The organism is Streptomyces sp. NPDC023481 (genome assembly GCF_055560195.1).
This window is the reverse complement of record NZ_JBVHJE010000023.1, coordinates 64,659-89,404: the sequence shown is the minus strand read 5'-3', so window position 1 is coordinate 89,404 and position 24,746 is coordinate 64,659. Positions and strand designations below refer to the sequence as shown.

General features: G+C 73.7%; 17 protein-coding genes and 1 pseudogene. 8 read left to right on the top strand and 10 right to left on the bottom strand.

The annotated features are described in order from the left end of the window. Positions 1-221: 221 nt before the first annotated feature. The 8 genes from ACZ3ZD_RS34010 to ACZ3ZD_RS33975 all read left to right on the top strand — a co-directional run bounded on the left by ACZ3ZD_RS34010 (position 222) and on the right by ACZ3ZD_RS33975 (position 10,529). Complete coding sequence (locus tag ACZ3ZD_RS34010) at positions 222-2,210, top strand: ATP-binding cassette domain-containing protein (protein WP_467406205.1); 1,989 nt, start codon at positions 222-224, stop codon at positions 2,208-2,210. Between the two features lie 75 nt (positions 2,211-2,285). Further along, a complete protein-coding gene (locus tag ACZ3ZD_RS34005; protein ID WP_467406203.1) occupies positions 2,286-3,176 on the top strand; it encodes a GNAT family N-acetyltransferase in 891 nt (296 codons plus the stop codon). Positions 3,177-3,295: 119 nt separating this feature from the next. After that, entirely contained in the window at positions 3,296-4,528 is a 1,233-nt protein-coding gene (locus ACZ3ZD_RS34000; protein ID WP_467406201.1) for a CynX/NimT family MFS transporter, read from the top strand. Between the two features lie 176 nt (positions 4,529-4,704). Next, positions 4,705-5,949, top strand: coding sequence for an aminotransferase class III-fold pyridoxal phosphate-dependent enzyme (locus tag ACZ3ZD_RS33995; protein ID WP_467406197.1), 1,245 nt, complete (start codon positions 4,705-4,707; stop codon positions 5,947-5,949). Further along, positions 5,946-7,328, top strand: a complete 1,383-nt coding sequence (locus tag ACZ3ZD_RS33990) for an aminotransferase class III-fold pyridoxal phosphate-dependent enzyme (protein WP_467406193.1) — start codon at positions 5,946-5,948, stop codon at positions 7,326-7,328. The genes ACZ3ZD_RS33995 and ACZ3ZD_RS33990 overlap by 4 nt, the downstream gene beginning before the upstream one ends. Positions 7,329-7,351: 23 nt before the next feature. Then, complete coding sequence (locus tag ACZ3ZD_RS33985) at positions 7,352-7,990, top strand: thermostable hemolysin (protein WP_467406189.1); 639 nt, start codon at positions 7,352-7,354, stop codon at positions 7,988-7,990. Continuing rightward, positions 7,977-9,563 carry an AMP-binding protein gene (locus ACZ3ZD_RS33980; protein ID WP_467406185.1) on the top strand — a complete coding sequence of 529 codons (1,587 nt, stop codon included), beginning with the start codon at positions 7,977-7,979 and terminating at the stop codon, positions 9,561-9,563. Before ACZ3ZD_RS33985 ends, ACZ3ZD_RS33980 begins: the two co-directional genes overlap by 14 nt. 48 nt (positions 9,564-9,611) lie before the next feature. Next, complete coding sequence (locus ACZ3ZD_RS33975; protein ID WP_467406182.1) at positions 9,612-10,529, top strand: TauD/TfdA family dioxygenase; 918 nt, start codon at positions 9,612-9,614, stop codon at positions 10,527-10,529. Between the two features lie 88 nt (positions 10,530-10,617). Here ACZ3ZD_RS33975 and ACZ3ZD_RS33970 read toward each other — a convergent pair whose 3' ends face one another. The 10 genes and pseudogenes from ACZ3ZD_RS33970 to ACZ3ZD_RS33925 form a co-directional block, all read right to left on the bottom strand. Further along, positions 10,618-12,198, bottom strand: a complete 1,581-nt coding sequence (locus ACZ3ZD_RS33970; protein WP_467406178.1) for a carboxylesterase/lipase family protein — start codon at positions 12,196-12,198, stop codon at positions 10,618-10,620. Between the two features lie 27 nt (positions 12,199-12,225). After that, the gene (locus ACZ3ZD_RS33965; protein WP_467406175.1) at positions 12,226-15,102 is read right to left on the bottom strand and encodes an ATP-binding protein; all 2,877 of its coding nucleotides are present in this window, start codon (positions 15,100-15,102) and stop codon (positions 12,226-12,228) included. A 59-nt stretch (positions 15,103-15,161) separates the two neighbouring features. Continuing rightward, entirely contained in the window at positions 15,162-15,890 is a 729-nt protein-coding gene (locus ACZ3ZD_RS33960; RefSeq protein WP_467406172.1) for a FadR/GntR family transcriptional regulator, read from the bottom strand. A 164-nt stretch (positions 15,891-16,054) separates the two neighbouring features. Beyond that, complete coding sequence (locus ACZ3ZD_RS33955) at positions 16,055-16,570, bottom strand: shikimate kinase (protein ID WP_467406168.1); 516 nt, start codon at positions 16,568-16,570, stop codon at positions 16,055-16,057. Continuing rightward, positions 16,567-17,752: pseudogene (aroC, locus tag ACZ3ZD_RS33950) on the bottom strand (chorismate synthase). The gene ACZ3ZD_RS33955 and the pseudogene aroC overlap by 4 nt, the downstream one beginning before the upstream one ends. Positions 17,753-17,863: 111 nt before the next feature. Further along, positions 17,864-19,777, bottom strand: coding sequence for an anthranilate synthase family protein (locus ACZ3ZD_RS33945; protein ID WP_467406166.1), 1,914 nt, complete (start codon positions 19,775-19,777; stop codon positions 17,864-17,866). Beyond that, on the bottom strand, positions 19,774-20,433 hold the full coding sequence (locus ACZ3ZD_RS33940) for an isochorismatase family protein (protein WP_467406164.1): 660 nt from the start codon (positions 20,431-20,433) through the stop codon (positions 19,774-19,776). The genes ACZ3ZD_RS33945 and ACZ3ZD_RS33940 overlap by 4 nt, the downstream gene beginning before the upstream one ends. Positions 20,434-20,507: 74 nt before the next feature. Next, positions 20,508-21,710, bottom strand: a complete 1,203-nt coding sequence (locus ACZ3ZD_RS33935) for a 3-deoxy-7-phosphoheptulonate synthase (protein ID WP_467406163.1) — start codon at positions 21,708-21,710, stop codon at positions 20,508-20,510. Positions 21,711-22,110: 400 nt separating this feature from the next. Next, positions 22,111-23,301, bottom strand: a complete 1,191-nt coding sequence (locus ACZ3ZD_RS33930) for an IS701 family transposase (protein WP_467406160.1) — start codon at positions 23,299-23,301, stop codon at positions 22,111-22,113. A 137-nt stretch (positions 23,302-23,438) separates the two neighbouring features. Next, positions 23,439-24,626 carry an IS701 family transposase gene (locus ACZ3ZD_RS33925; RefSeq protein WP_467406158.1) on the bottom strand — a complete coding sequence of 396 codons (1,188 nt, stop codon included), beginning with the start codon at positions 24,624-24,626 and terminating at the stop codon, positions 23,439-23,441. Positions 24,627-24,746: the final 120 nt, after the last annotated feature.

The window sequence follows — 24,746 nt, the reverse complement described above, 5'->3', positions numbered from 1 at the left end:
AGCGGCCGCAAGGGTCGGTGCAACCCGCAATCTCCGGCGCGCGCTCAACCCCGGGGACACCGACCCGGCCGAAACACATGTGTTCGAAATACGGGGCCGGCTCGTTGAGCAGCGGGAGAGAAACGGGACCGTCAAGGGGGACCACATTGACTTCGGCCAGGACACCAGCACACACGACTCCCGACGCCACGGCACGGCCCGCCCGGGACGGGAGGCACGCTGTGAAGAGGTTCTTCGGACGCGTACGGATGGCCGAGCCCGAGGTCTCCGACGCCGAGCAGGAGCTGTTCGGCGGTCCCCTGCGCTACGACATGGGCTGGTCGGAACACGAGCGCGCCTGGCTCGACCTGACGATGATGTCGGCTCTGCGCTCCATGCCGAGGCTGGTCGGGGCGACCCTGCGGACGGCGTGGCAGGCGGACCGCCGCGCGCTGCTCACGGTCGCCGTCAGCGAGATCGGTCAGGGCCTCGCCGCCGCCGTCGGGCTGCTCGCGGTCAACGCCGTCATGCACGCCCTGCTCGGCTCGGGCACCCCCGGGCAGCGGCTGCACGCGGTCCTGCCCGGGCTGCTCGCCGCCGCCGGAGCCGCCGTGGTCAACTCGGGCCTGGCCGGATGGTCGACCTCGCGGGCGGGCCGGCTGGAGCCGCTGATCGAGCGGATCGCCACGACCCGGTACCTGGCAGCCGCCGCGTCCGTGGAGCTGGAGGCCATCGAGGACCCGGAGTTCCGGCGGCTGATCGACGTCGCCCAGTACGGCGCCGCATCCGCCCGCCGCATGATCAGCTCCTGTGTGGCCGCCCTGAACGGGATCATCTCCCTGATCTCCACGGCCGGCGTGCTCACCATCCTCCACCCCGCGCTGCTGCCCATGCTGCTCCTGATCGCGGCGCCGCGCGGCTGGGGCGCGATGCGGGTGGCGCAGGAGCGGTACGTGTCGGTGATGAGCTGGGTCGAGCACGTGCGGGCCAGCCGCCTGATCGGCAACCTGCTCACGGAGCGCACCGCCGCGCAGGAGGTGCGCCTCCACGCCGTAGGGCCGTTCCTGCTCAGCCGTTACGAGCGGATGGCGGAGAGCGCCGAGGCCGAGCAGGAGCGGCTGGCCGGCGGCAAGGCCGTCACCGAGTGGGTGGCCGCCGCGCTGTCCGGGCTCGCCATGGCGGCGACGTACGCGGCCATGTTCTGGCTGATCACCAGCGGGCGCATGGGTCTGGCCGTGGCCGGGACCGCCGTCATCGCCGTCCGGTCCGGCTCGGCGAGCCTGGGCGCGCTGGTGATGAACGTGAACCAGCTGCACGAGGAGTCCCTGTACGTCCGTGACCACGCCCGGTTCCTGGACGAGGCGGCCCGGCGCACCATTCCCGGCGGGGGCGATCCCGTTCCGGCGCAGGTGCAGCAGGTCGTCCTCGACCGGGTGAGCTACCGCTACCCGGACCGGGAAGCCCCCGCCCTGGACGCGGTGTCCCTGACGCTGCCCATGGGCTCGGTGACCGCCGTGGTCGGCGAGAACGGCTCCGGCAAGAGCACGCTGATGAAGGTGTTGTCGGGTCTGTTGCTGCCGCAGACCGGGACCGTGTGGTGGGGAGAAGCGGACATCGCTTCCCTGGACCGCTCCGAGGTCTTCGACCGGGTCGCGTTGCTCACCCAGGACTTCCAACGCTGGCCCGTGACCGCGGCGTTGAACGTCCGCATCGGCCGGCCGGCCCGGGCCGCCGGCCCCGACGACCTCCGGCCCTCCGTCGACTACGCGGGAGCCGGGCCGCTCATCGACAGGCTCCCCCACGGTCTGCACAGCCTGCTGGCCCGGATGTTCCGCGGCGCGAGTGAACTCTCCGGTGGCGAGTGGCAGAAGATCGGTCTCGCCCGGACCCACTGGCGCAGCTCCACCTCCGAGGCCGACGGCGTGCTCATCGTGGACGAGCCCACCTCCGCCCTCGACCCGGAAGCCGAGATCGCCGCCTTCGACCGCATCCGCCGGCTGGCCGCCCCGAACCGGGCCGTCGTCCTGGTCACCCACCGCATGTCCGGCGTCCGCCACGCCGACCACATCCACGTCCTGCACAACGGACGGCTCGTCGAGCAGGGCAGCCACGACGAACTGATGGCCGCCCGAGGGCGCTACGCGGCCATGTTCGACGCGCAGGCCGCCCAGTACGCCCCCGCACGCCCCGTCCCCCGCCCCGCCTCCCCGACCGTCACCGACCCCGCGTGACCGCTGGAGAGGCCCGGCGTGACGACAGCCGGCCACCGGGCCTCCTCACCCTCGCCGACGACAAGGACCCGTCCCGTGACCACTCCACGCCGTGCGACACCCGACGACGCCGACGGCATCGGCCGCCTGTGCTCCGAGCTGATCCTCTCCCCACCGCTCGACCCGGTCCGGCCGGACCCGTGCCGCGACCAGCTGCGCGAGCGTCTTCGGCCCGGCGGCGACGCCCGGGCCTACGTCGTCGACGCGGCCGACGGCGGACTCGCCACCTGTGCCCTGGCGCTGGTCGGTCCGGTGCTGCCCGCGCCCCGGTACCCGAAGGGGCCGGCCGCGTGCATCCAGGCCGTGGCCACCCGACCCGCGTACCGGCGCCGTGGCCACGCCAAGGCCGCCCTGACGGCACTCCTCGCCGATCTGGAGCAGGAAGGCGTCACCCTCTTCGAGCTGCACGCCGACGACGAATCCAGGCCACTGTACGAAGGGCTCGGATTCGCGGGCGATCCGGCACTGATGCGCCGGACCGCTGTGCCCCCACCGTCCCGGGAACGGGTCGTGCACGCCGCCGCGGCCGACGACTGGCACACGATCCACCGTCTGGCCGACAGGTTCAGCCGGTTCGACGCCGACAGCGGACTCGCGCCGGAGGAGCAGTGGACCCTGCAGGTGCTCAAGCTCGCCGAGGAGGTCGGTGAGGCGGCACAGGCCGTCATCGGCGCACGGGGCAGCAATCCCCGCAAGGGGCACAGCCATACGTGGACGGACGTCCAGGACGAGATCGCCGACGCCGTCATCACCGGCATGGTCGCCCTGGCACGGCTGCGCCCCGACGCCCGCGACCACCTCACCGCCGTACTGGCCCGCAAGGCCGCGGCGTTCCTTCCCCCCGAGGACGACAGCGCCCAGCGGTCGCCGGCGGGCACCGGCACGCGTCCCGAGGCGACCGTGTGGCCACATCACGTACCCACGTGATGCCGTGGACCGGACACGCGTTCACGGGATGGGCGGGTCCGCGACTCCGGCCATGATCGTCGGGACGGCGGTGAAAGCACGCCGTCGCACCCTCACCAGCGGGAGAAGGAAGAAGTCCGGTGACTCAACCATCCAGCCCTGTACCGGGTCTCGTGCCGGCCCGCCCGACGCCCGCACCGCACACCGTGCGCAAGGCTGGTCTGGTCGCCGGAATCATCCTGGTCTCCCTCAACCTCCGCCCGGCGATCACCAGTCTCGGTCCGCTGCTTCCGCAGATCGAGGAGGACCTGCGGCTCTCCGGTACCGGCGCGGGCCTGCTCACCATGCTGCCGGTGCTCTGCCTCGGGGTGTTCGCGGGGCTGGGTCCCGCTCTGCGGCACCGCTTCGGCGAGGACCGCGTGCTGCTCGGCTGTCTGCCCGTGCTGCTCGCGGGCATCCTGGTGCGGCTGCTCCACCCGACCGCCCTGCTGTACGTCGGCACCGTCGTGGTCGGCGGTGCGATCGCGGTGGCCAACGTCGTGCTGCCCAGCCTGATCAAGCGTGAGTTCCCGGACCGGATTCCGCTGATGATGGCCACGTACACCATGGCGCTCACCTTCGGCGGCGCCGCGGCGGCCGGTGCGGTCATTCCGCTGGAGCGGGTGGTGGACACGGACTGGCGCGGCTCGCTGGGCCTGCTCGCCGTGCCCGTGGTCGTGGGCATCGTCGCCTGGCTGCCGTACGGCAGGCGCGCTGTGCGGGCGAGCGGGGGCCGCCGCGCGGCCGTCCGGCCGTTGCTGCGGGACCGGCTGGCCTGGCTCGTCACGGCCTTCGTCGGTCTCGAGGCCCTGCTGGCCTATGTGATCTTCGGCTGGCTGCCCGCGATCTGCGTCGACCGCGGGCTGAGCGAGGAGGCGGCCGGCTACATGATGTCGGCGATCACCTTCCTCCAGGCCGCCGGCTCCATGGTCGTCCCGTTCTTCGTCGACCGGGGCGGCCGGGGCCAGCGGGGCTTCTGTGTCGTCGTCTCGCTCGGCACCGCCGTGGGCCTGGTCGGCGTGGTCGTCGCGCCGATGTGGACCATCTGGCTGTGGGCGCTGGTCCTCGGCATCATCGGGGGCGCCGCGTTCAGCCTGGCCCTGACCCTCATCGGCCTGCGCGCCGGTGACGGTGACAGCGCCGCCGGACTGTCCAGCATGTCGCAGGGCGTCGGCTACGCGTTCGCCGCGGCCGGACCTTTCGGGGTCGGCGCGCTGCACCAGCTGTCCGGTGGCTGGGGCGTACCGCTCGCGGTGCTCGTCGGCCTCTGCTTCCTCATGGCCGTGATCGGGCTCGGCGCGGGCCGCGACACGACCCTCTCGCTCCGGCGCTGACCAGGCTGCCGACACCGCGCCGGCCGTCTCCCGCGGTCCCCCACCGTCCCCCCCTCATGCCCCGCCCCCTACCCGCACGTCTTCACACCCACCTGCTCCGGCCGTCCGGCACGCAGGCCCGGCTCGGGCCTCGTGCTGCCCGCGACCGCCGGTAACCGTCCGATGGGAAAGAGAAGATGCAACCTTCACGTTCACCCGTCACCGGCACGGACCCGGGTACGCCCGCCGCTGGGGCCGATCCCGCGGCCGTCGTCCACCGGCACCTGATCCGGGACCGGTCGCCCTCGGACCGTCCGATGCCCGTGGTCGCCCGTCAGCAGGGCGCCCGGATCGAGACCCGGGACGGCCGAGTGCTGCTGGACGCCGCAAGCGGCGGTTTCGGCACCCACCCCCGGGTCCGGGCCGCCATCGCCGACCAGGCCCGCCGGGTCGCGCTCTCCAGCCGGATCCTCGTCAGCCGGCCGCTGGCCGGGGCCGTGGCGGCGCTCGCGGAGTTCTGCCCGGGCCCGCTGTCGGTGTCGTACCTCTGCAACAGCGGGGACGAGGCGCTGGACTCGGCGTTCAAGCTGGCCAAGGGCACCCACCCGGACCGCCCGTACGCGCTCGGCGTGCGCGGTGAGGACTTCGGCGCCCTCAGCCACGGAAGGGCCCTCGGCACGGGCAGCGCCGTGCTTCCCGGGGCCCCGCTGCGCCCGCGCACGGTTCCCGCCGGTGCCCCCGAGGAACTGCTGGAGCAGGTCGACGAGTCGGTGGCGGCCGTGGTGGTCGCCCCGGCGGCGCCCGGCCGTCCGCTCGGCCGGCTGACCCTCGACTGGTGGGTGGCGCTCCGGGAGCGCTGCCACCGCACCGGCACCCTGCTCGTCGTCGACGAGCGCCGCACCGGGCCGGCCCGGCTCGGCCGTCCGCTCGGCACGGGAGCGCTGGGGATCTTCCCGGACGTCCTGGTACTGGGCGAGACGCTCGGCGCGGACGCCGTCCCGGTCGGTGTCTCCGTCATGACGCGGGCCGCCTACCAGCGGGTCTACGGCCGCCGCAACCCCAGCCTGCACGGCTCCACCTTCGGCGCCAACCCGCTCTCCGCGGCTGCCGTGAGCGCCGTACTCGACGCGGTGATCGGCGACGATCTCGCCGCACCGCAGCGGGAGTTCGAGCAGGCGGCCCGCCGGCTGCGGGGGGAGCGGACCGGATCCTTCGAGCTGCACGCGGACGGCTCCCTGCTGTGGGTCCGCACCCGGAGCACGGACACCGCCCGGCGGCTCGCCGCCGAACTCGCCGCCCGCGACGTCCTGGTGCGTGATCCGGCCGCGGACCTGGTCACCCTCGCACCGCCGCTCACGGCCGAGCGGGAGGACACCGACCGGATTCTGGAACGGCTCGCCGAAGCGCTCAAGGAACTCGACACCGAGGAGGCCGGACGATGAGCACCGCGACCGCGGTGGCGGCCCTGGACCGGCAGCAGGTCCTCACCACGCTGGGCCGCCACTGGAACCCCACCGCCGCGTTGATGATGGCCGCGACCGGACGGCAGTTGGAGTCGCACGCCCGGGGCAGCGAGGTGTTCGCCGAGGACGGCTCCCGCGCCCTGGACTTCGCCGGGAGCTACGGCGTCTTCCTCGTCGGCCACCAGAACGACGCGGTCCGCACGGCGGTCCTGGACGCCCTGGAGACGGCACCGGCCCTGGTACCCGGGACCGTTTACCCGGCGACCGCCGAGCTGTTCACCCTGCTGACGGAGATCCTGCCGGCCGGGCTCACCGAGTTCTCGCTGGGCTGCTCCGGCGCGGAGATCGCCGAAATCGCCCTGCGCGCCGTCTACTTGGCCCGACCCGGTCGCCGCAGGATCGTCATCGTGGCCGGCGGCTATCACGGCAAGACGCTCGGCGCCCTCACCGTCCTGGGCCAGCACGAACACCGGGACCCGTTCACACCCGCCGCCGACGACCTCGTGATCGTGGAGCCGGGTGACGCACGGGCCGTACGGGAAGCCCTGCGCGGTGGCGACGTGGCCGCCGTGTACGTCGAACCGGTGCTGGGCGGCGCCTACCTGAGGGTGCCGCCGGCCGACTTCATGCCGGAGGTGGCGGCGGCCTGCCGGGACACCGGCACCCTGCTCGTCGCCGACGAGATCCAGACCGGCTTCGGGCGCACCGGCAGGATGTTCGCCGTCGAGCACTCCGGTGTGCGGCCGGACATCATGCTGCTGTCCAAGGCACTGACCGGCGGCTTCGTACCGGTCGCGGTGTTCGCCACGACGCAGGAGGTGCTGGCCGACGCCCGCCGCTCCCCCCGGTGGTACCCGGGGGTGCTGGACGGCACGGCGGCCTCCGCCCTGTCGATGGCCGCCGCCGTGGCCACCATCCGCGAGGTGCGGGAGAAGAACCTGCCGGAGCGGGCCGAGACCGTCGGCCGGGCGCTGCGGGAGGGCCTGCAGCGGGCGGTCCGCAAGCATCCGCGGCATCTCGTGGACGCGCCCGGCATCGGGCTCATGACCGGACTGCGCACCCGCAACCCGTCGGTGGAGAACCTGATCTCGATGCAGATGGCGGCCCGGGGGATCCACCTCGGGCACTCGCTCAACGAGCAGATGGACCAGCCCGTCCTGCGCTTCTACCCGCCGCTGACCGTGTCCGCCGCCGACATCGAGCGCGTGCTGGTCGCGCTGGACGAGTCGCTGGACTGGCTGGACCGGCGTCCGGCGTGGCTGATGCGCCGGATCACCCGGCTGCTGCGCCGTCAGTACCGGCTGCCGCCGGCGCTGGTGCTGAAGCTGATGCACGCCGACCTCGAAGTGAACTGGTGACCGGGCGACAGGGGAGGATTCATATGGAGATAGCCATCGCTCAGGCCGGCACGCGCGAGTACCACGAGGCGCGGACGTTCGCCCAGCACAGCTACCGCAAGGTCTACGGCGCGACGACGACGCCCGGACCGGACCGCTTCGTCACCGTGCGCGAGGCGCCCGGCGGTCCGATCGCGGCCTGCGCCGGGCTCACCGGGCCGGGCTCGCGGGGGTTCTTCTCGGAGAACTACCTCGGGGCGCCCGTGGAGCGGGTGCTGGCGTCCGTGGTGGAGACCGCCCCGGAGCGCGACGAGGTGGTGGAGGTGGGCCCGCTGGCCGGCACGGGCGGCGCGGGAGGCGAGCTGATCCGTCTGCTGCCGGTCATCGCCTGGTGCCAGGGGAAACGATTCATCCTCGCGACGGTCACCGACAAGGTGGATCGGGCGATGGCCGGTGCGGGCGTGCCGTTCCTGCCGCTGAGGCAGGCCACCACCCACTGGATGGACGAGGACACGCGCGCCGGCTGGGGCACCTACTACGACAGTTCGCCGAGGACCGGAGTGGTGCCGCTGGACAGCATCGGCCGGCTGGTCAACAGTCTCACCGGCCGCTACAACTTCGTCGAGCTCTCCGTGCGGACCCTCGTCGGCACGGCCCAGGAGGTATCCGGTGCGCACGCTTGAAGAGACCCTCCTGGCCCTGGCCCAGGACGAACGGCCCCTCGTGGACGTGCTCGACGCCGACGGCTCGGTGGCCCGCTCGTACTCCTACCGCCGGATCGTCGGCGCCGCTGCCGCCGTCGCCGCGGCCCTGCGCGCACACCCCGTGCGCCCGCGCGGCCCCCGCCCGGACGGCGACCCCACCGACCCCGCCCAGCTCCAGGTGGGCGTGGTCACCGCCAACGGTCCGGAGTTCCTCGTCGCCGACTTCGCCGTCCTCGGCGCGGGCGCCGCCGAGGTCGTGGTGCCCCTGGCCTTCACCGCCGAACAGACGGCCACCATGCTCGCGGACATCGACGTCTGCCTCGCCGACGAGGCGGGGGTACGGCGGCTGCGGGAGTGGGGCCTGGACAAGGTGCTGCCCGCGGACGCCGAACTGCGGGTGCTCGACATCGAGCAGGACCCGTCCGGCACCGAACCGCTGTTCACGGACCTCGACGCCGGTGACCGCCTCTGCAAGATCATCCACACCTCGGGCACCACCTCCACGCCCAAGGGTGTCTGCATCCGCGAGGCCGCGCTGGAGGAGCTGATCGGCTCGCTGCGCTCGGCCATGCCGGCCGACGCCTACCGGCGCTACCTCTCCCTGGTGCCGATGAGCCTGCTCATAGAACAGGTCACCGCCGTCTACCTGGTGGTGTGCGACGGCGGCACGGTCGTCCTGCTCCCGCCCGGGGTCCCGCTCGTGGGCACCTCCTCCTTCGCCCCCCAGGCGGTGCTGCCCCACATCCGCGCCGCGCGTCCCACCGCGCTCGTCGTCACCCCCGCCCTGGCCGAGGCCCTGCTGACGGCGGCGGACGGCGCACGTGCCGCCGGGCGCGATCCGGTGCCCGCCCTGTTCGGGCGCGCCGAGGCCCCGCTCGTGTGCTGCGGCGGCGCCCCTGTGGACGCCGACACCCTGCGGCGCCTGGACGCGCACGGCATCCCCGTGTACGAGGGGTACGGGCTCAGCGAGAACAGCTCCGTGGTCAGCTGGAACACCCCTTCCGCGCGCCGGCTCGGCAGCGTCGGCGCCCCGCTCCCCCACGTGCGGGTGCGCACCGCAGCCGACGGTGAACTGCTGGTCAGGAGCACGTCGTTGTTCGCCGGGTACAAGGGCGGCGACGACCCGTCCGGCTGCGAGGTGGACGCGGACGGCTGGCTGCACACCGGCGACCTCGCCGACATCGAGGACGGCTACGTCTGGATCAAGGGCCGCAAGAAGAGCGTCATCATCACCGCCGCTGGCCGCAACGTCGCCCCCGAGTGGGTGGAGGCCCAGTACCGCTCCCACCCGGCCGTGCTGGCCGTCGCGGTCGTCGGCGACGGACTGCCCGGCCTGCACGGCCTGTTCCTCGTGGACCCGGTGGCCTCGCCGGACACCGTACGCGCCGAACTCGACGCGCTGGGCCGCGAACGGCTCTCGGAGGTGGAGCGGGTCGAGGTCGCCCATCTGGTGCCCGCGGACGAGTCCCTGCACGCCGAGTTCTTCACCGTCACCGGACGCCCCCGCCGCTCCGCGGTGCGGACGGCCCTCGCGGCCGGCCGCTTCACGTGACACTTCCGCTCCCCCAGTCCCGACCCTTACGGCAAGCGAGGAGAAACCATGATCGACCATGCGCGTGTGACCTCCTACGGCTCCGGCACCGGCCTGCTCCTCCAGCCGGCCGAGCCGGGTACGACGTTGGGCGGCCTGGCGCCCGGACAGGTGGCCCGGACGCTGCGCGAGGCGGGTTTCCTGCTGCTGCGCGGCTTCCGCCCGGACCTGGAGGAGTTCTCGCGGTTCGTCGGCGCCCACTCCGAGCGCGTCACCCTCGACCCGGCCCGCTCCTTCCACGGCGGTTCCACCGCGCAGAAGGTGGACGCCGGATACGACGCGGTCGGCCTGCACCTGGAGAACGGCAACAGCCCGTTCGCTCCCACTCTCACCTGGTTCTTCTGCGAGAAGGCCGCCTCGTCCGGCTCGCAGACCACCGTGTGCGACGGCTACCGGGTGTGGGACGCGCTCAGCGAGGAGACCCGCGCCGCCTTCCGGGAGCACGAGATCGTCTACAGCCGACGGGTCGAGGAGGAGAAGTGGAAGGCCTTCACCGCCTTCCACCTCGGCACCCCGGACGCGGCCTCCGTCACTGTCGGCCAACTGCGCGAGCTGGCCGGCGGTCCCGGCGAGACCGTCATCGACCTGCTCGACGACGGCTCGATCCACTACGCGTACCGGGTCTCCGCGGCGCACGGGACCCTCTTCGACGAGCGGTTGGCCTTCGCCAACAGCATCCTCGGTCCCTCCAACCACTACGAGAAGCCGCGCATCACCTTCGCCGACGGCCGGGACATCCCCGTGCACATCCTCAAGGAGGTGGAGAGCGTCACCGAGGAGCTGACCGAGGAACTGGACTGGTCCGACGGTGATGTGGCGCTGATCGACAACACCCGGGTCATGCACGGCCGGCGCGCCATCACCGACCCCGAGCGCTCCATCTACAACGCCCAGAGCGACCTGGACCGGGTGCTGCTGACCGGCTGACCGTGCCGGCCCGACAGAGGTGCCGCCGGGAGGCTCCCGGCGGCACCTTCGTACGCCGGCCACGGCGTACGTCAGGATCCGCGCGACATCAGTCCCACAGCCGGCGCCGGCCCGGCTCCAGCAGCGACTCCAGCAGTTCACCGTCCCGGTCGCCGCCGACCACCCGGGCCGCCGGACGCTCCTGGCGGTGCGGTCGCCAGCCGTCGGCCGGTGTGCCGGTCCGCACGAACTCCCCCCACAGCCTGCGCACCCGCGCCCGCAGCGCGGCCATCTCGTCCTGGTCGGCGTCGGCGAACAACGGGGCGTGCCGCGCCTCGTCACGGCCCAGCAGGAACGGGATCTCCACGCAGTGGCAGGCCCGCAGGCGCGCGTTGCGGCCCGGCACCCGCCAGTCGAAGCGGAACAGCCGGACGGTCGCGCCCGACGCGTCGGCGAGGTCGGCGAACTCCTGGGTGGGGGCGGTGAAGAAGAAGTCGGTCTTCAACTCCTCGAAGGCGACGCGTGGCTCGGCACCCGGGTCGTACCGCCGCAGTGCCTCCTCGGCCCGGGACCCGAACACCGCGGTGAACTCCGCCGCGACCTCCGCCCGGGTCATCGCGTCCAGCGCGGGGTTCGTGCCGTACCAGAGCGCGCACTCGTGCCGGGTGACGCCCGCGAGGAGGTCGAGGCCGTCGAGCCGGGGTGCCGCCCGCAGGGCTCCCGGCAGGTCGGAGGGGACGACCGTCTCGTCGGCGACGAGCTGGAACGGCGGCCGGACGTCACCGCGCGGGCGGGGCCGGGTGAGCACGTCCCGTTGGGCGAGCAGCAGCCGCTCGGCGGAGACATCCCGCAACCGTCCGGGGTCCGTGCCGAGCGCCGCGAGGAAGTCGTGGGCGACCCGCGCCGCCTCCTGTCTGCTCTGCGGCGCCATGCCCAGCGGCGCGCTGTGCAGGACCGCGCGCCGGAACAGCGGGCGCACCTGCTCCAGTGCCAGCAGCGCCGCGAGGGACTGCCCGCCCGCGGACTGGCCGGCCACCGTGATGCGGTCCGGGTCGCCGCCGAAGGCGTGGATCTCCCGCCGGACCCAGCGCAGCGCCGCGATCTGGTCGAGGAGCCCCGCGTTCGTGACATGGGTGCTTCCCGGCGGTGTGCGGAAGGACAGCGAGGTGCCGGCGCCCTCGACGGCGGCCGGTTCCGCCCAGGACGGGGCGAGGAAACCCAGGGCGCCCAGGCGGTAGTTGACGAGGACGACGACGAGGTCTTCCTGCGCGGCCAGTTCCGCGCCGTCGTACCGGGGCAGGTCCGCGCCGCCGGTGAGGAAGCTGCCGCCCGGCAGCCACACGAGCACCGGGTGGGGGCCGCCCGCGGGGGCGGCGGGTGCCCACACGTTCACCGTCAGGCAGGCCTCCGTCCGCGGCGGTTCGACCGGATCGCCCATCAACGCCGCCAGGGGGGAGGTCAGTTGCAGGGGCACGGTGCCGACCGGGCCGTCCGCGCACAGCGGTTCGGTCCAGCCGGGGTGCTCGCGTGGTGGTGCGAACCGGTCCGGGCCGACGGGCGGGGCCGCGTACGGCACACCTCGGTACGCCGCCACACGCTGGCCGGGCCCTTCCAGTCGGCCGACCACGGGGCCGCCCGACACCTCCGTCCGGGTCCGGGTCGTCGCCGAGGCGGTGTCAGCAGCGGGCATGGATGCTCGTCTCCCTGTCGGTGGGGGCTATTTCGGGGTGGGCGCCGGGACCTGGTCGAAAAGGCTGTTCGCCAGCACGTAGCGGGCCAGCTCCACCCGCCGTGACACGCCCAGCTTGGCGAAGGCGCGGCGCAGATGGGAGTCGACGGTGTGCGCGGAGACCGCGAGCCGCTGGGCGGTCTCCCGGTTCGTCAGGCCCTCCGCGACCAGGCGTACGACCCGCACCTCGGACGGTGTGAGGCTGTCCCAGTCGGCCGCGGCCTCCGGGGGGCGGCGCGCGGTGGACGTGGCCAGGGTCCGGGTGGCGGCCGGGACCTGGTGGACGATCCGGCCGGGCGGGAACCGCGTCCGGCGGCGCACCCGCTCCGCGCCCAGTCCCGCTCCGGCGGCCACATAGATGCGCTGCGCCTCCTGGAGCATCTCGGTCGCGCGCAGCGGCTCCCCCTGCGCCCGGGTGGCGTCCGCCGCGTCCTCCAGCGCGGACGCCAGCGCGAGGGGGTGCGACCCGCCCCGCAGGGCCCGTACGGCGCGGTGCAGCGGGACCGCGAGACCGCGGTACAGCCCCTGCGCGTGCAGGGCGGCCCCGGCCAGCGGGACGATGCCGGGGCTCTGCCGGGCCAGCCGGCGGGCCAGTTCGACCGCCTCGGCGGCGTGTTCCCGGGCGCCGGCCCGCAGGGCCATCCGGACCAGGTGGGGCAGGATGAGCGGATCCGCGGCGAGCAGCCACGTGTGCCGCTCCGGATCGGCCCATACGCCCGTCAGGTGCCGCAAGGCTTCCTGCGGGTTGCCCGAGGCGTCGAGGTGCAGGGCGGTGACGAGGGCGGGGAGGGCGCCGGTGAACCCGGACGGCGCCCCGTCGGGCGACGCGAGGTGCGCGGCGGCCCGCTCCAGGTCTCCGCGCACGGTCGCGAGCAGGACGAGCATGGCCCGCAGCGCCCTGTGACTGCCGGGGTCGGCGAGCCGCCCGCAGGCCTCCAGACCGGCCTGTGCCTCCTGCTCGGCGTCGGCCAGCCGGGCGCTGTGCCACAGCTGCACGGACCGGGCGAGGTGCCAGCGCGGTGCGGCCCACTCCCATCCCTGCTCGCTGGTGGAGTCCCGCCAGGCCCTCAGCACCTCGTCCGCGTCCAGCGGGCGCCCGGCCGAGCTGAGGATCAGCGCGGGCACGGCCAGTTCCCAGCCGAAGCTCCGCTCCGCGCCGTACGGCCCGGCCTCGACCGCCTCGCCGGCGACTCGCAGGGCCTCGCCGATGTCTCCGGCGCGCTGGGCGCACCCGGCGAGCAGAGCGGTGCCGAGTGCCGCGGAGGCGGGGTCCGCCGTCCGCCGGGCCAGCGCGACGGCGGAGCGTGCCAGGGCCGCCGCGCCGATGGTGTCGCCGTCCGAGCAGGCGGCCAGGCAGCGGGCCTCCAGTGCCGTGAGCCAGGCCCGGCGGGCGGGGGTGCGCGGGTCCTCGCGTGCCCGCCGCAGGTGCCGCAGCGCCTCGGGGGCCTGCCCCAGCCGCAGCAGTACCTCCACGAGCCCGGCGAACGCCTCGGCCTCGGCGTCGGTCTCCCAGCCCGCGGTGGCGAGGGCCGCGTCGAGCAGCCGGCGGGCGGCACCGGGCTGACCGGTGGCGAGGAAGAGACGCACCGCCGTCCGCACCGGGCCGGCCGCGAGGGGTTCGTACCGGCGCAGTTGGGCGAGCAGGGCCCCGGTCAGCTCCTCCCGCTCGTGGGACGGCAGCAGGTCCTCGTTCCGCTTCAGCCACTCCAGGTGGGCGGCGCCCTGCTCCAGGTCCTCTTCCGTCCCGGAGAGGATCAGGTGCCCGATGGTCTCCGGGCAGGGCCGTTCCTCCGCCGTGCACAGCCGGGCCGCCTCGGCGTGCAGGGCGCGGCGCACGGGGCCGAGGAGGCTGTCGTGCAGGGCCTGGTGGACGAGCGGGGCGCGGAAGCGGAACGCCGCGCCGTCGTCCTCCAGCAGTCCCGCGGCGGCGGCCTCCTGGGCGGCGCCGGCCAGTTCCATCGTCGGCCGCCCGGTCAGCGCGGCAGCCTCCCGCAGCGAGAAGCGCGGGCCCAACACCGCTCCCACCTGCAACAGTTCACGTGTCGGCTGAGCGAGTCCGGACAGCACCGGGGCGGTTGCCCGGGCCAGATCCGCGGGCGGATGGGCGCCGACCACCCGCACCGTGCCGTCCTCGGTGCGAATCCGCCCCTCTTCGCACAGCAGTTGGACCAGCCGCTCGATGAGTGCGGGGATGCCGCCCGCCGTGGTCACGATCCGGTGGATGTCCTCCGGCTGAGCCGGGCCGAGGAGTTGGGCCACCAGCTGTGCGGCGGCCGGCTCCTCCAGCGCGGACAGGGACACGACCTCGGCGTGGGCGACGAGCAGCCGGTCGAGGGCGTCCCGGGTGGGCCGTACGACGGGAAAGTCCGTGTAGGCGGCCAGCCAGAGGACCGGGACGCCGGCGAGCCGCGGGACCAGGGTTTCCAGGGCGTCCAGGGTGAGCTGGTCCGCCCACTGGAGGTCGTCCAGGACGATCACCAACGGGCAGCGGGCGGCCCGTCGTTCGATCAGGCGGTGCAGCAGCCGGATCAGCCGGCTCCAGTGCGTGGGCCGGTCGGCGAACTCGGCCAGCGAGCGGGCCTGCGCGGCATCCACCACCGGCTGCGGCCCGCCACTGAGCGCGGTGAGCAGCGGGGCCATCGCGGAGTGCTGGTCGAGGCGGCCCAGCCGGGCGCTCGACACGGCCATGCCGCGTTGCGCCGCCTGCGCGGCGGCCGTGTGCAGCAGCAGCGACTTGCCCGACCCGGACGGTCCGTGCACCACCAGCAGGGAGCCGCGGCCCCGCGCCGTGGTGTCCAGAGCGGTCCGTAACGCGGCCTGTTCCCGCTCGCGCCCGACGAGGCGCTGGTCCCCGGTTGTCTGCATGGGGTGTTCCCTCCCTGTCGCGCCGCCTCGCACGTGCCCGCTGTCCGCTGTCCGAGCGGTCAGCTGCCGGGCTCGCCGCGGCCCCCGGCCGGGGTGGCGGCGCGCATCGCCAGCAGCCCCTCCAGGGCGTGCAGGCTCGTACGGACGACATGGCGGGCCGCCGCCGCTGCCGCCTCGGAGTCCTGGTCGGCGATGGCCTGGACGAGCGCTTCGTGAGCCTCGGTCCCGCACTCCAGGTGGGTGTCCGCGCCGGCGAACAGGTCCACGCTCTCCTGGAGGCGCCGGACGAAGAACCGGTAGCACTCGGTGAGCGTCACGTTGTGGGCCGCCTCGACCACGGCCAGGTGCAGCGCGGCGTCCCGCTCGCCGAACTCGGCGTCGTCCCGCCCCGCCGCCTCGGCCCGGGCCCGGAGCAGGTGCCGCAGCCGCGCCAGATCCTGGGGCGTACGGCGCTGGGCCGCGGAGTGCGCCGCCTGTACGTCGAAGCAGAGCTGCACCTCGAACACATCGCGGACGTCGGCGAGTTCGATGCTCTGGAGCATGGGCGCCGGGTCGGACACCGACCGCACGAAGACGCCCTTGCCGCGCCGGGCCTCCAGCATGCCGGTGTGCACCAGCGCGCTGACGGCCTCACGGATGGTGGGCCTGCTCACGCCCAGTTCCGCCGCCAGCTCCGTCTCGGAGGGGATCCGGGAACCTATGGGCCAGGCTCCGGCCGCCAGCTCCCGGTGGAGCAGCGCGATGACCTCGCGGGCGGTCGAGAGCCGGGCGATCGGGCGCAGGGCCATCGGGCGATCCCCTCGGTTGTCTGACAACTGACGTCAGGCTAGTCAATGCCGCGTTCGGCTACAAGTCCACGCGCTGTCGCGGGCGTTGGAGTCGGTCGGCTCCGTCGGCGGTGTGCCGACCAGGACGTGGCGGTGATCACCGCCGTCGGCATGGATCCGGGTCCTCATACGGGCTTCGCCTCCAGGGTGTCGAGGACCGCTCGGGCGACTTCGGCGGGGGTACGGCCGTCGGTGGCGACCCTCGCGGAGGCGGCCTCGGCGTAGAAGCGGCGTCGCGCCTCCGCCAGTTCCCGCCACCGGCGCCGCGGGTCGGTCGCGAGCAGCGGGCGGGCGGTGCCGGGCGCGATGCGGCGGGCGGCCTCCTCGGCCGTCATCGACAGCCAGACCACGCGGTGGGCGGTGAGCAGCGCGCGCGTGTCCGCGTCGAGGACCGCGCCGCCGCCCAGGGCGAGGACCCCGGCGTGTTCGGCGAGCGCCCGGCGCACGGCCCGCTTCTCCACACCCCGGAAGTACGGCTCCCCGCGCTCGGCGAAGACGGCGGCGATCGCCCGGCCTTCGGCGGCCACGATGTCGTCGTCGGTGTCCCGGTAGCCGACGCCCAGCCGTTCGGCGAGCAGTCGGCCGACGGTGGACTTGCCCACGCCCATCGGACCGATGAGCACGACCAGCGGCCCGCTCATCGGATGCGCAGGGTGTCGAGGTACGACGTCACGTTGCGGCGGGTCTCGGTCACGGAGTCGCCGCCGAACTTCTCCGCGACCGCGTCCGCGAGCACGAGCGCCACCATCGCCTCCGCGACGATCCCGGCCGCCGGCACCGCGGAGACGTCGGAGCGCTGGTGGTGGGCCTGGGCGGGCTCGCCGGTCGTCACGTCCACCGTGCGCAGCGCGCGCGGCACGGTCGCGATCGGCTTCATCGCGGCCCGCACCCGCAGCAGCTCACCCGTGGAGAGGCCGCCCTCGGTACCGCCCGAGCGGCCGGACACGCGCCGGATACCCTCCGGCGTGCCGACGATCTCGTCGTGCGCCTGCGAGCCCGGCACGCGGGCCAGCTCGAAGCCGTCACCGACCTCGACCCCCTTGATCGCCTGGATACCCATGAGCGCCCCGGCCAGACGCGCATCCAGCCTGCGGTCCCAGTGCACGTGCGAGCCCAGGCCGACCGGCACACCGTAGGCCAGCACCTCGACCACACCGCCGAGCGTGTCACCGTCCTTGTGGGCCTGGGTCGATCTCGGCGACCATCGCCTTCGAGGTGTCCGCGTCCAGGCAGCGCAGCGGGTCCGCGTCGAGCGTGTCGACGTCGGCCGGGGTGGGGCGGACGCCCTGCGGGGCCTTCACCGAACACAGCTCCACCACGTGGGAGACGATCTCGATGCCGGCCGTCTCCTTCAGGTACGACCGGGCGACCGCGCCCAGCGCGACCCGGGCCGCCGTCTCCCGGGCGGAGGCGCGCTCCAGGATCGGGCGGGCCTCGTCGAAGCCGTACTTCTGCATACCCGCGAGGTCGGCGTGACCGGGACGGGGGCGGGTCAGGGGCGCGTTGCGGGCCAGGTCGGCGAGCACCTCGGGATCGACCGGATCGGCCGCCATGACCTGGTCCCACTTCGGCCACTCGGTGTTGCCCACCATGATCGCCACCGGAGAACCGAGCGTCAGACCGTGCCGGACACCACCCAGGAAGGTGACCTCGTCCCGTTCGAACTTCATGCGGGCACCACGGCCATAGCCGAGCCGCCGCCGCGCCAGGTGGTCCGCCACCATGTCCGTGGTGACGGGAACGCCGGACGGCAGTCCCTCCAGGACGGCCACCAGGGCCGGGCCGTGGGACTCCCCCGCGGTCAGCCAGCGCAACCTGCTCAACTCCGCTCCTCACCTCTCGTCGGAAACCCGGGGAACAGCCGGTGCAGTCCGGTGTGGACGGCGACGTGGGTGCGGGGCGGCCGGGTGCCTCGCCGGCCGTCCCCGGTGCGGTCACAGCCGGACGCCCAGCACGTCCGTCATCAGGGCGCCGAAGAGGCGTACACCGTCCTCGGTGAGCACCGACTCGGCGTGGAACTGCATGGAGGCGAAGTGCGGGCCGCGCAGGGCGTGCACCTCGCCGGTCTCCGGGTCGCGGCCCACCTCCACCAGCCCGACGCCCTCGACCTCGGCCTTGTCCTCGGCGCTGCGTGCGGCGAACGTGTTGTAGAAGCCGACCCGCTCGCGGGCGCCGAAGAGGGCGATCTCCTGCTGCACGCCCTGGTTCGGCACCTCCCGGCGGACCAGGGGCAGGCCGAGCCGCAGGGCGAGCACCTGGTGGCTGAGGCAGACCGCGAGGAAGGGCCGCCGCTCGGTGAGCAGGGTGTCGATCGCCGCCCGCAGGTGGGCGATCTTGGGGTGGCCGGCCTCGCGGGGATCGCCCGGTCCGGGGCCCATGACGACGAGGTCGTGACCGTCGAAGGCGTACGGGTCGTCGAAGCGGCGGACCGTCACCTGGAGTCCCAGCGACCTCAGTTGGTGGCCGATCATCGAGGTGAAGGTGTCCTCGGCGTCCACGACCAGCACCCGGCTGCCCGCCAGCCCCGGTACGGCCCGCTCCCGCTCCTCGTCCCCGGCGAGCCAGAACCCGGCGAGCGTGGCGTTGCGCCGCTCCAGCGCGGCCCGCACGTCCGGGTGGCCGGCGAAGCCTACGGCGCCCGCGGCGGCCTGTCCGGCGGCCGGCCCGTCCGCCTGGAGCGCGGCGACCAGTCCGGCCGCCTTCGCCCGGGTCTCGGCGACCTCGGAGTCCGGGTCGGAGTGGCGGACCAGGGTGGCGCCCACGCCGATCCGCACCCGGCCCGTGGAGTCGATGTCGGCGGTGCGGATGAGGATGGACGAGTCCAGTGCGCGGCCGCCGTGGGCGTCGCGGCCGATGAGAGCCGCCACGCCGCTGTAGTAGCCCCGGCCCTCGGGTTCGTACCGGCTGATGACCCGGCAGGCGCTCTCCAGCGGGCTGCCGGTGACCGTGGGGGCGAACAGCGACTCGCGCAGGATCTCACGCGGGTCGCGGGTGCTGTGGCCCTCGATGACGTACTCGGTGTGCGCGAGCCGGGCCATCTCCTTGAGGTACGGGCCCACGACCCGGCCGCCCGTGTCGCAGATCCGGGCCATCATCTTCAGTTCCTCGTCGACGACCATGTACAGCTCGTCGGCTTCCTTGCGGTCGGCGAGGAAGTCCAGCACGTCGGGCAGGGTCGGCCCGGTGGGCGGATAGCGGTACGTGCCGCTGATCGGGTTCATCACGGCGTTGCCGCCGGTGAGGCTGATGTGCCGCTCGGGTGTCGCCCCGACGAAGGTCCGGTCGCCGGTGTGGACGACGAACGTCCAGTAGGCGCCCGACTCGCCGCGCAGCAGCCGGCGGAAGAACGACAGCGCGCTGGACGGGGTGTAGCCGGTGATGTCGGCGACGAAGGACCGCTTGATGACGAAGTTCGCGCCCTCACCGGTGCCGATCTCGTCGGCGATGACCCGGCGGACCGTGTCGGCGTACGTCTCGTCGTCCATGTCGAAGTCGCCGCCGGCCATCTCGATCGGCACGTCCGGCAGCCGGCGCAGGACCTCCTCCAGGGGGAGCGCCGTCTGGTCGGTGACGGTCAGCGCGATCAGCGGTGCGCCGTCGTCGTGGCCGGCGAATCCGCGCTCGGCGATCTGCCGGTACGGGATGAGGGTCAGCAGCTCGTGGCGGGCGCCGCCGGCGGGTGCCGCCGGCTCGGACAGGGGCAGGTCCGCCAGCGTCCGGGGGGTGGAGACCTCGCCGAACAGGACGTCCACGGTGTCCGCTTGGCCGGTCTGCGGACGGTACAGCAGCGCGAAGGCGGGCGGGCGCGGGGCCAGCGCACGGGCCAGGAGGTCTGAGGGCGCGCTCATACGGCGGCTCCCGCCACGGCACTGGGGTCCAGCTGGTCGAGGAGGGTGGCGGTGGTGGTGACGACCGCGCAGCGCTGGGCGGCGTATGCGAGGGCCTGCCGGTGGTACGCGGCGGAGAAGTCCGCGACCGCGTCGGCGACGAGGAACGTGCGGATGTCCTGGGTGAAGGCCTCGACCGCGGTCATCAGCACGCCGACATGGGCGTACACACCGCACACGACCAGCTGGTCGCGGCCCTGCTCACGCATCCACTCCAGCAGCCCGGAGCGGAAGAAGGCGCTGTAGCGCCACTTGGTGAACACCCGGTCGTCCGGCCCCGGTGCCAGCGGCTCGACCACCTCCCGGTCCACGGGGTCCACCCGCATCCCCGGCCCCCAGAAGTCCTTCAGCAGACCCCGCTGTTCCTCGCTCATACCGCCGGGCTGCGCCGTGTAGGCCACCGGCATTCCGGCCGCGGCGGCGCGCTCGCGCAGCAGGGCGGCGTTGTGCACGAGCGGCTCCCGCAGGGACGCGGGCAGCGGCCGCAGGAAGTACCGCTGCATGTCGTGCACGAGAAGCACCGCACGGTCCGGGTCGGCGGACCAGCGGGCGGTGTTGGCCGGCAGATCCTCCGCCGACGGCAACGGGTACGGCTCGATGGGGGGTATGCCCGCCATGACTGTCCTCTCCTCGGGCAACGGGGTGGGGATGGGGGTGGTCGGGGTGCGCCCCCGAGGGGCGCGGGGAGCGCTCACGCGGCGGCGGGCTGGACGCTCCGCCCGGTCGTCCACCAGGCCGAGACGACCGACAGGGCCTGCCCGGGGTTGAGCCGCGGATCGCACAGGCTCGTGTACCGGCCGCCGACCCGGCCGATCTCGGAGGCGTCGCGCACGCACTCGGTGACGTCGTCCGGCGTGGTCTCCAGGTGGAGGCCGCCCGCGACACCGCCCGCCGCGCCGACCGCGTGCTGGAACGCGTCGACCTCGTGCGTGATCGTCTCCAGGAGGCGGGACTTGAGGCCGTCCGGGGTGGTGACGGTGTTGCCGTGCAGGGGGTCGGTCAGCCAGATCACCGGGTGTCCGGCGGCGCGCACGGCGGCCACCAGCGAGGGCAGCCGCTCGACCACGTTCGCCGCGCCCATCCGGGTGATGAGGGTGAGCCTGCCCTTCTCCCTGCGGGGGTCGAGCCGCTCGCACAGGGCCAGCAGCTCGTCGGGGGTCATGGTGGGGCCGACCTTGCAGGCCACCGGGTTGACGACGTCGGCGAGCAGGGCGACATGGGCGCCGTCGAGCTGCCGGGTCCGCTCGCCGATCCACGGCCAGTGCGTGGAGGTGAGCAGGAGCCGTCCGTCCGGCTGCCGGCGCAGCATCGGGACCTCGTAGTCCAGCAGCAGCGCCTCGTGGCTGGTCCAGACGGGGGCGCCGATGCGGGTCCGTCCGGGGGTGTCGAGCCAGCCGAGGCAGCCCATGACGTCGCGGGCGGCCCGGTAGCCGGACAGGATCCGGTCCGGGTCGGGGCGGCGCAGCTCGGGGTCGGGTTCCGGGCTGTTGACCATGTGGCCCCGGTAAACGGGAAGTTCGAGGCCGCCGATCCGCTCGGTGGGGCGGGAGCGGGGCTTGCCGAACTGGCCCGCCAGCCGGCCGACGCGCACCACGGGCCGGCTCGTGCCCATCTCCAGTTGCCCGGCGAGCATGTTCAACAGGCCTGCCTTGCGGGCGACATGGTCCGCGGTGCACTCCGCGGGGTCCTCCGCGCAGTCGCCCGCCTGCACCACATGGGCGGTGCCCTCGGCCACCTGCGCCAGCATCGACCGCAGGGTGCGCACGTCCTCGGCGCCGACGAGCGGCGGGCGTGCCGCGAGTTCCTTGCGCACCCGCAGCACCTGCGCCTCGTCCTCCCACGGGGGCTGCTGCAACGCCTGTTCATATCGAATATCGAGCAGAGCGTCGTCCACTGGTTTTCTCCGATCGCGACGAGGTGTACACCGATGCGGGGCGGCAAGAAGGGGAAAGAGGGGGCGGGACGGTCGCGGAGCACGAAATCCCGGTGACGCACCAGATCGTCCGACGGATTCCGCGGCGCCACCAACAAGGTGTGCGGTACTCCGTCAGGTGACGCGCGATCCGTCAAGTGGTGTCGGATCCGTCAAGTCGGCCCGGGCATCAGGGCTTTCCCTGATGCAATGTGGCCGTAATGCAGTGTGGCCGTCGAATCAACGCGGTGTTTCCGAAAACGGATGGGGCCGCGACACGGATTCCCGGGAATGCGGATTTCTCCGGGCACACCGAAGGACCGGCGGGCGGACGGTCAGGGAACCGTCCGCCGGCCGGCCGGGGCGAAGGTTCAGGCGTGGTTCACCGCGTGCTCTGGGCGAGCGCGACGACCGCGTGGGCGGCCGAGGCCAGGGTCACATGGCGGTGCCATCCGTCGAAGGAGCGCCCGGAGAAGTCCCGGATGCCCACCCGGTCGGTGATCTCCGTGAAGTCGAGGTCGACCCGGTCGGCCAGTCGGCTCAGCCGCACCAGGGAGGCCGCCGGGGCGGCCGTGTTCGTCAGCCACAGCTTGGCCGGCCAGCGCCCGCCCTCCTCGCCGACGCCCAGCAGGTGCACCCCGCCCTGCCCGGAGGACGGTCCGGGCAGGGACGGACCGGTGACCCGTACGGTGGCGGCCCAGTGGGTCCACGGCGTCGTACCGGGTCTCTGCCCGCCGGCCAGGACGGGCCGCCGCAGGTCCTTGGCCGTGATCATGATCTGCTCGGCCGTCAGCGGCCCCCGTCCGGTGTCGGGGAGGGCGGGGTCGGCGACGGTGAGCGGCTGGTCCTCGCAGACGCTCACGAGCGCCGGCATGCCCGCGGCGTGCAGTCTCGCGAAGACGGGTACGGCGTGCACCTCGCAGGAGTCGAGCACGAACGGCCGTACCGGCAACCGCCAGCGTCGCACCGCCTCCAGGCACGCCTCGACGACGGATTCGCTCAGCGTCTCCACCGGCACGCCGTCGGGGATCGACACCTGGGTGCGCCGCAGATCGTCCCTGAGCCAGGTCTGCGGCAGGTGCAGACGCCAGTTGACGGGGGCGCTGGTGGTGTCCGAGGCGGCCCACACGCCGACGGCGCGCTGGGCGTTCAGCACCTGGCCCAGGGTCGGGAAGAAGTGCTTGTCCACTCCGACGGAATGCCGGCCGGTCTTGGGGATGATGACCGGCTGCACCACCCAGGCCTGCGGCGGGCAGGCGGCGATCCAGTGCTCGGCGAGTGCCCGGCGCACGGGGGTCCAGTCCCAGGTGGAGGCCGAGATGAAGTGATGCAGGTTCTGCTCCGACACCTGCTCGCCGAGCAGAGCCGCGATGTTGCGTATGGATTTGCGCCCGGGTGTCTCCAGCAGGCCCCGTAAGTACTGCATGGCCTTTCTGCACTGGTCGCTCCGGGTGAGTGACGCGAACAGCGTCGAGGAGACCTCGGTGAGGACGTCGTCGTGGGAGCTGGACGGAAAGGGCGGAAGGGGTGCCCCTCGTGCTGCGGTCGTGGGACGCGGGTCGAGGCTGAGCATGAATCTCCTATCTGGTGATCCAACCCGTGCTGGTGGCACATCCGCTGTCATCGAACGGGAGCCCAGGGTGAGGTCCCGCCAGAGCGTAAGGGGCATCAGGGGAGGTGAGTCATCACCGGGGGACCGAGAGTGTCACGTTACCGAACGGTAGTCCTGTTGATGAGGGTGACGTCCCCGGGGATCCCCGCGCCGCCGCCCGCGCCGCTCCCCCGGCGGGCCGCCGCGGCGACCAGATGGGCGACGGAGGCCAGCGTGATGTGCCGGTGCCAGCCGGGGAAGGACCGTCCCGCGAAGTCCCGCAGCCCGACCCCGTCGGAGATCTCGGCGCGGTCCCGCTCGACCACGCCCGGCTGCCGGGTGAGCCGCAGGGCGGGCACCAGGTGGTCGGCGCCGAAGTTGCTGAGCCACAGCCGGCGGGCCGCCGGGCGGCCGGGGAGCCACTCGCCCAGCAGCGTCATGGCCTCCCGTCCCGACGGCGACGCCGACACCGGTATCGCCGCGGCCGTCGTGCGCCCGTCACCGGGGTTGACCTGCTGCCGCAGGTGCGGCAGGGACTCGGCCAACTCCCCCGCGGTGCGCTGGAGATCGCCGTACTTCGGCAGCAGCGACCGGTCGATCCGCACGGGTGCCGCGGGACTCACCCGGACCACGAACGGCAGCCCCGTCGAGGCCAGGAAGCGCGCGACGCAGGCGCCGTCGGTCTCCGCGACGTCCACGACCACGGGCAGCCGGGGCAGGCCGTCGACGCCGATGAGCCCGGCGACGGCCTGCCGTACGCACTCCTCCACGGTGCCCGGCACGGCGTACGCCGGGACGCTCGCCCGCCGCCGCAGCGGATCGGCCGTCCAGCGGGCGGACAGACGCAACTGCCAGTCGACCGGTACGGCCGCCCGCTCCGAGGTGAGCCACGTCCCCACCGCCTGCTGGCCGTTGACCGTGCCCAGCGGGGTGCGCTGCGGGTCGGCGCCGACGGAGTGCGGACCGGCCTTGGGGATGAACAGGGAGTCGATCACCCAGGCCACCGGCGTCAGGGCCCGCTGCGCCTGCCGGGCCAGGGCATGCCGGACCGGCACCCACTCCCAGGGCGAGGCGGCGATGAAATGGTGCACGTTCTGCTGGGCCGACGCGCCGTCGAAGTGTCCCGCGATGCTCCGCAGCGTCTTGCGGCCCCGCACGGACAGCAGCCCCCTGACGTACTGCTCGGCCTTCACCCGCTGCCCGCTGCGCTGCAGCGAGCCGAACAACTGCCGGCACAGCTCCGCGTCCAGGGCCGTCGGTATCGGCCCCTCGTCCGCGGGCCCCTCGTCTTCCCGATGGTCGCGCATCTCGCTCCCCCGTTCACCATCGCCACCACGAAAAAGGACTCCCGTCCGGTTTCCCTACGAGCATGCACGACGGGTCGCACATGTACACGACCGGCTGTTCGACCGGCCGACCGCACGCCA

Bases quoted from the DNA above. Each gene is read 5' to 3' on its own strand.
- ACZ3ZD_RS33995 (WP_467406197.1), top strand. From the start codon at position 4,705: ATGCAACCTTCACGTTCACCCGTCACCGGCACGGACCCGGGTACGCCC.
- ACZ3ZD_RS33990 (WP_467406193.1), top strand. From the start codon at position 5,946: ATGAGCACCGCGACCGCGGTGGCGGCCCTGGACCGGCAGCAGGTCCTC.
- ACZ3ZD_RS33985 (WP_467406189.1), top strand. From the start codon at position 7,352: ATGGAGATAGCCATCGCTCAGGCCGGCACGCGCGAGTACCACGAGGCG.
- ACZ3ZD_RS33975 (WP_467406182.1), top strand. From the start codon at position 9,612: ATGATCGACCATGCGCGTGTGACCTCCTACGGCTCCGGCACCGGCCTG.
- ACZ3ZD_RS33970 (WP_467406178.1), bottom strand. From the start codon at position 12,198: ATGCCCGCTGCTGACACCGCCTCGGCGACGACCCGGACCCGGACGGAG.
- ACZ3ZD_RS33965 (WP_467406175.1), bottom strand. From the start codon at position 15,102: ATGCAGACAACCGGGGACCAGCGCCTCGTCGGGCGCGAGCGGGAACAG.
- ACZ3ZD_RS33960 (WP_467406172.1), bottom strand. From the start codon at position 15,890: ATGGCCCTGCGCCCGATCGCCCGGCTCTCGACCGCCCGCGAGGTCATC.
- ACZ3ZD_RS33955 (WP_467406168.1), bottom strand. From the start codon at position 16,570: ATGAGCGGGCCGCTGGTCGTGCTCATCGGTCCGATGGGCGTGGGCAAG.
- ACZ3ZD_RS33945 (WP_467406166.1), bottom strand. From the start codon at position 19,777: ATGAGCGCGCCCTCAGACCTCCTGGCCCGTGCGCTGGCCCCGCGCCCG.
- ACZ3ZD_RS33940 (WP_467406164.1), bottom strand. From the start codon at position 20,433: ATGGCGGGCATACCCCCCATCGAGCCGTACCCGTTGCCGTCGGCGGAG.
- ACZ3ZD_RS33930 (WP_467406160.1), bottom strand. From the start codon at position 23,301: ATGCTCAGCCTCGACCCGCGTCCCACGACCGCAGCACGAGGGGCACCC.
- ACZ3ZD_RS33925 (WP_467406158.1), bottom strand. From the start codon at position 24,626: ATGCGCGACCATCGGGAAGACGAGGGGCCCGCGGACGAGGGGCCGATA.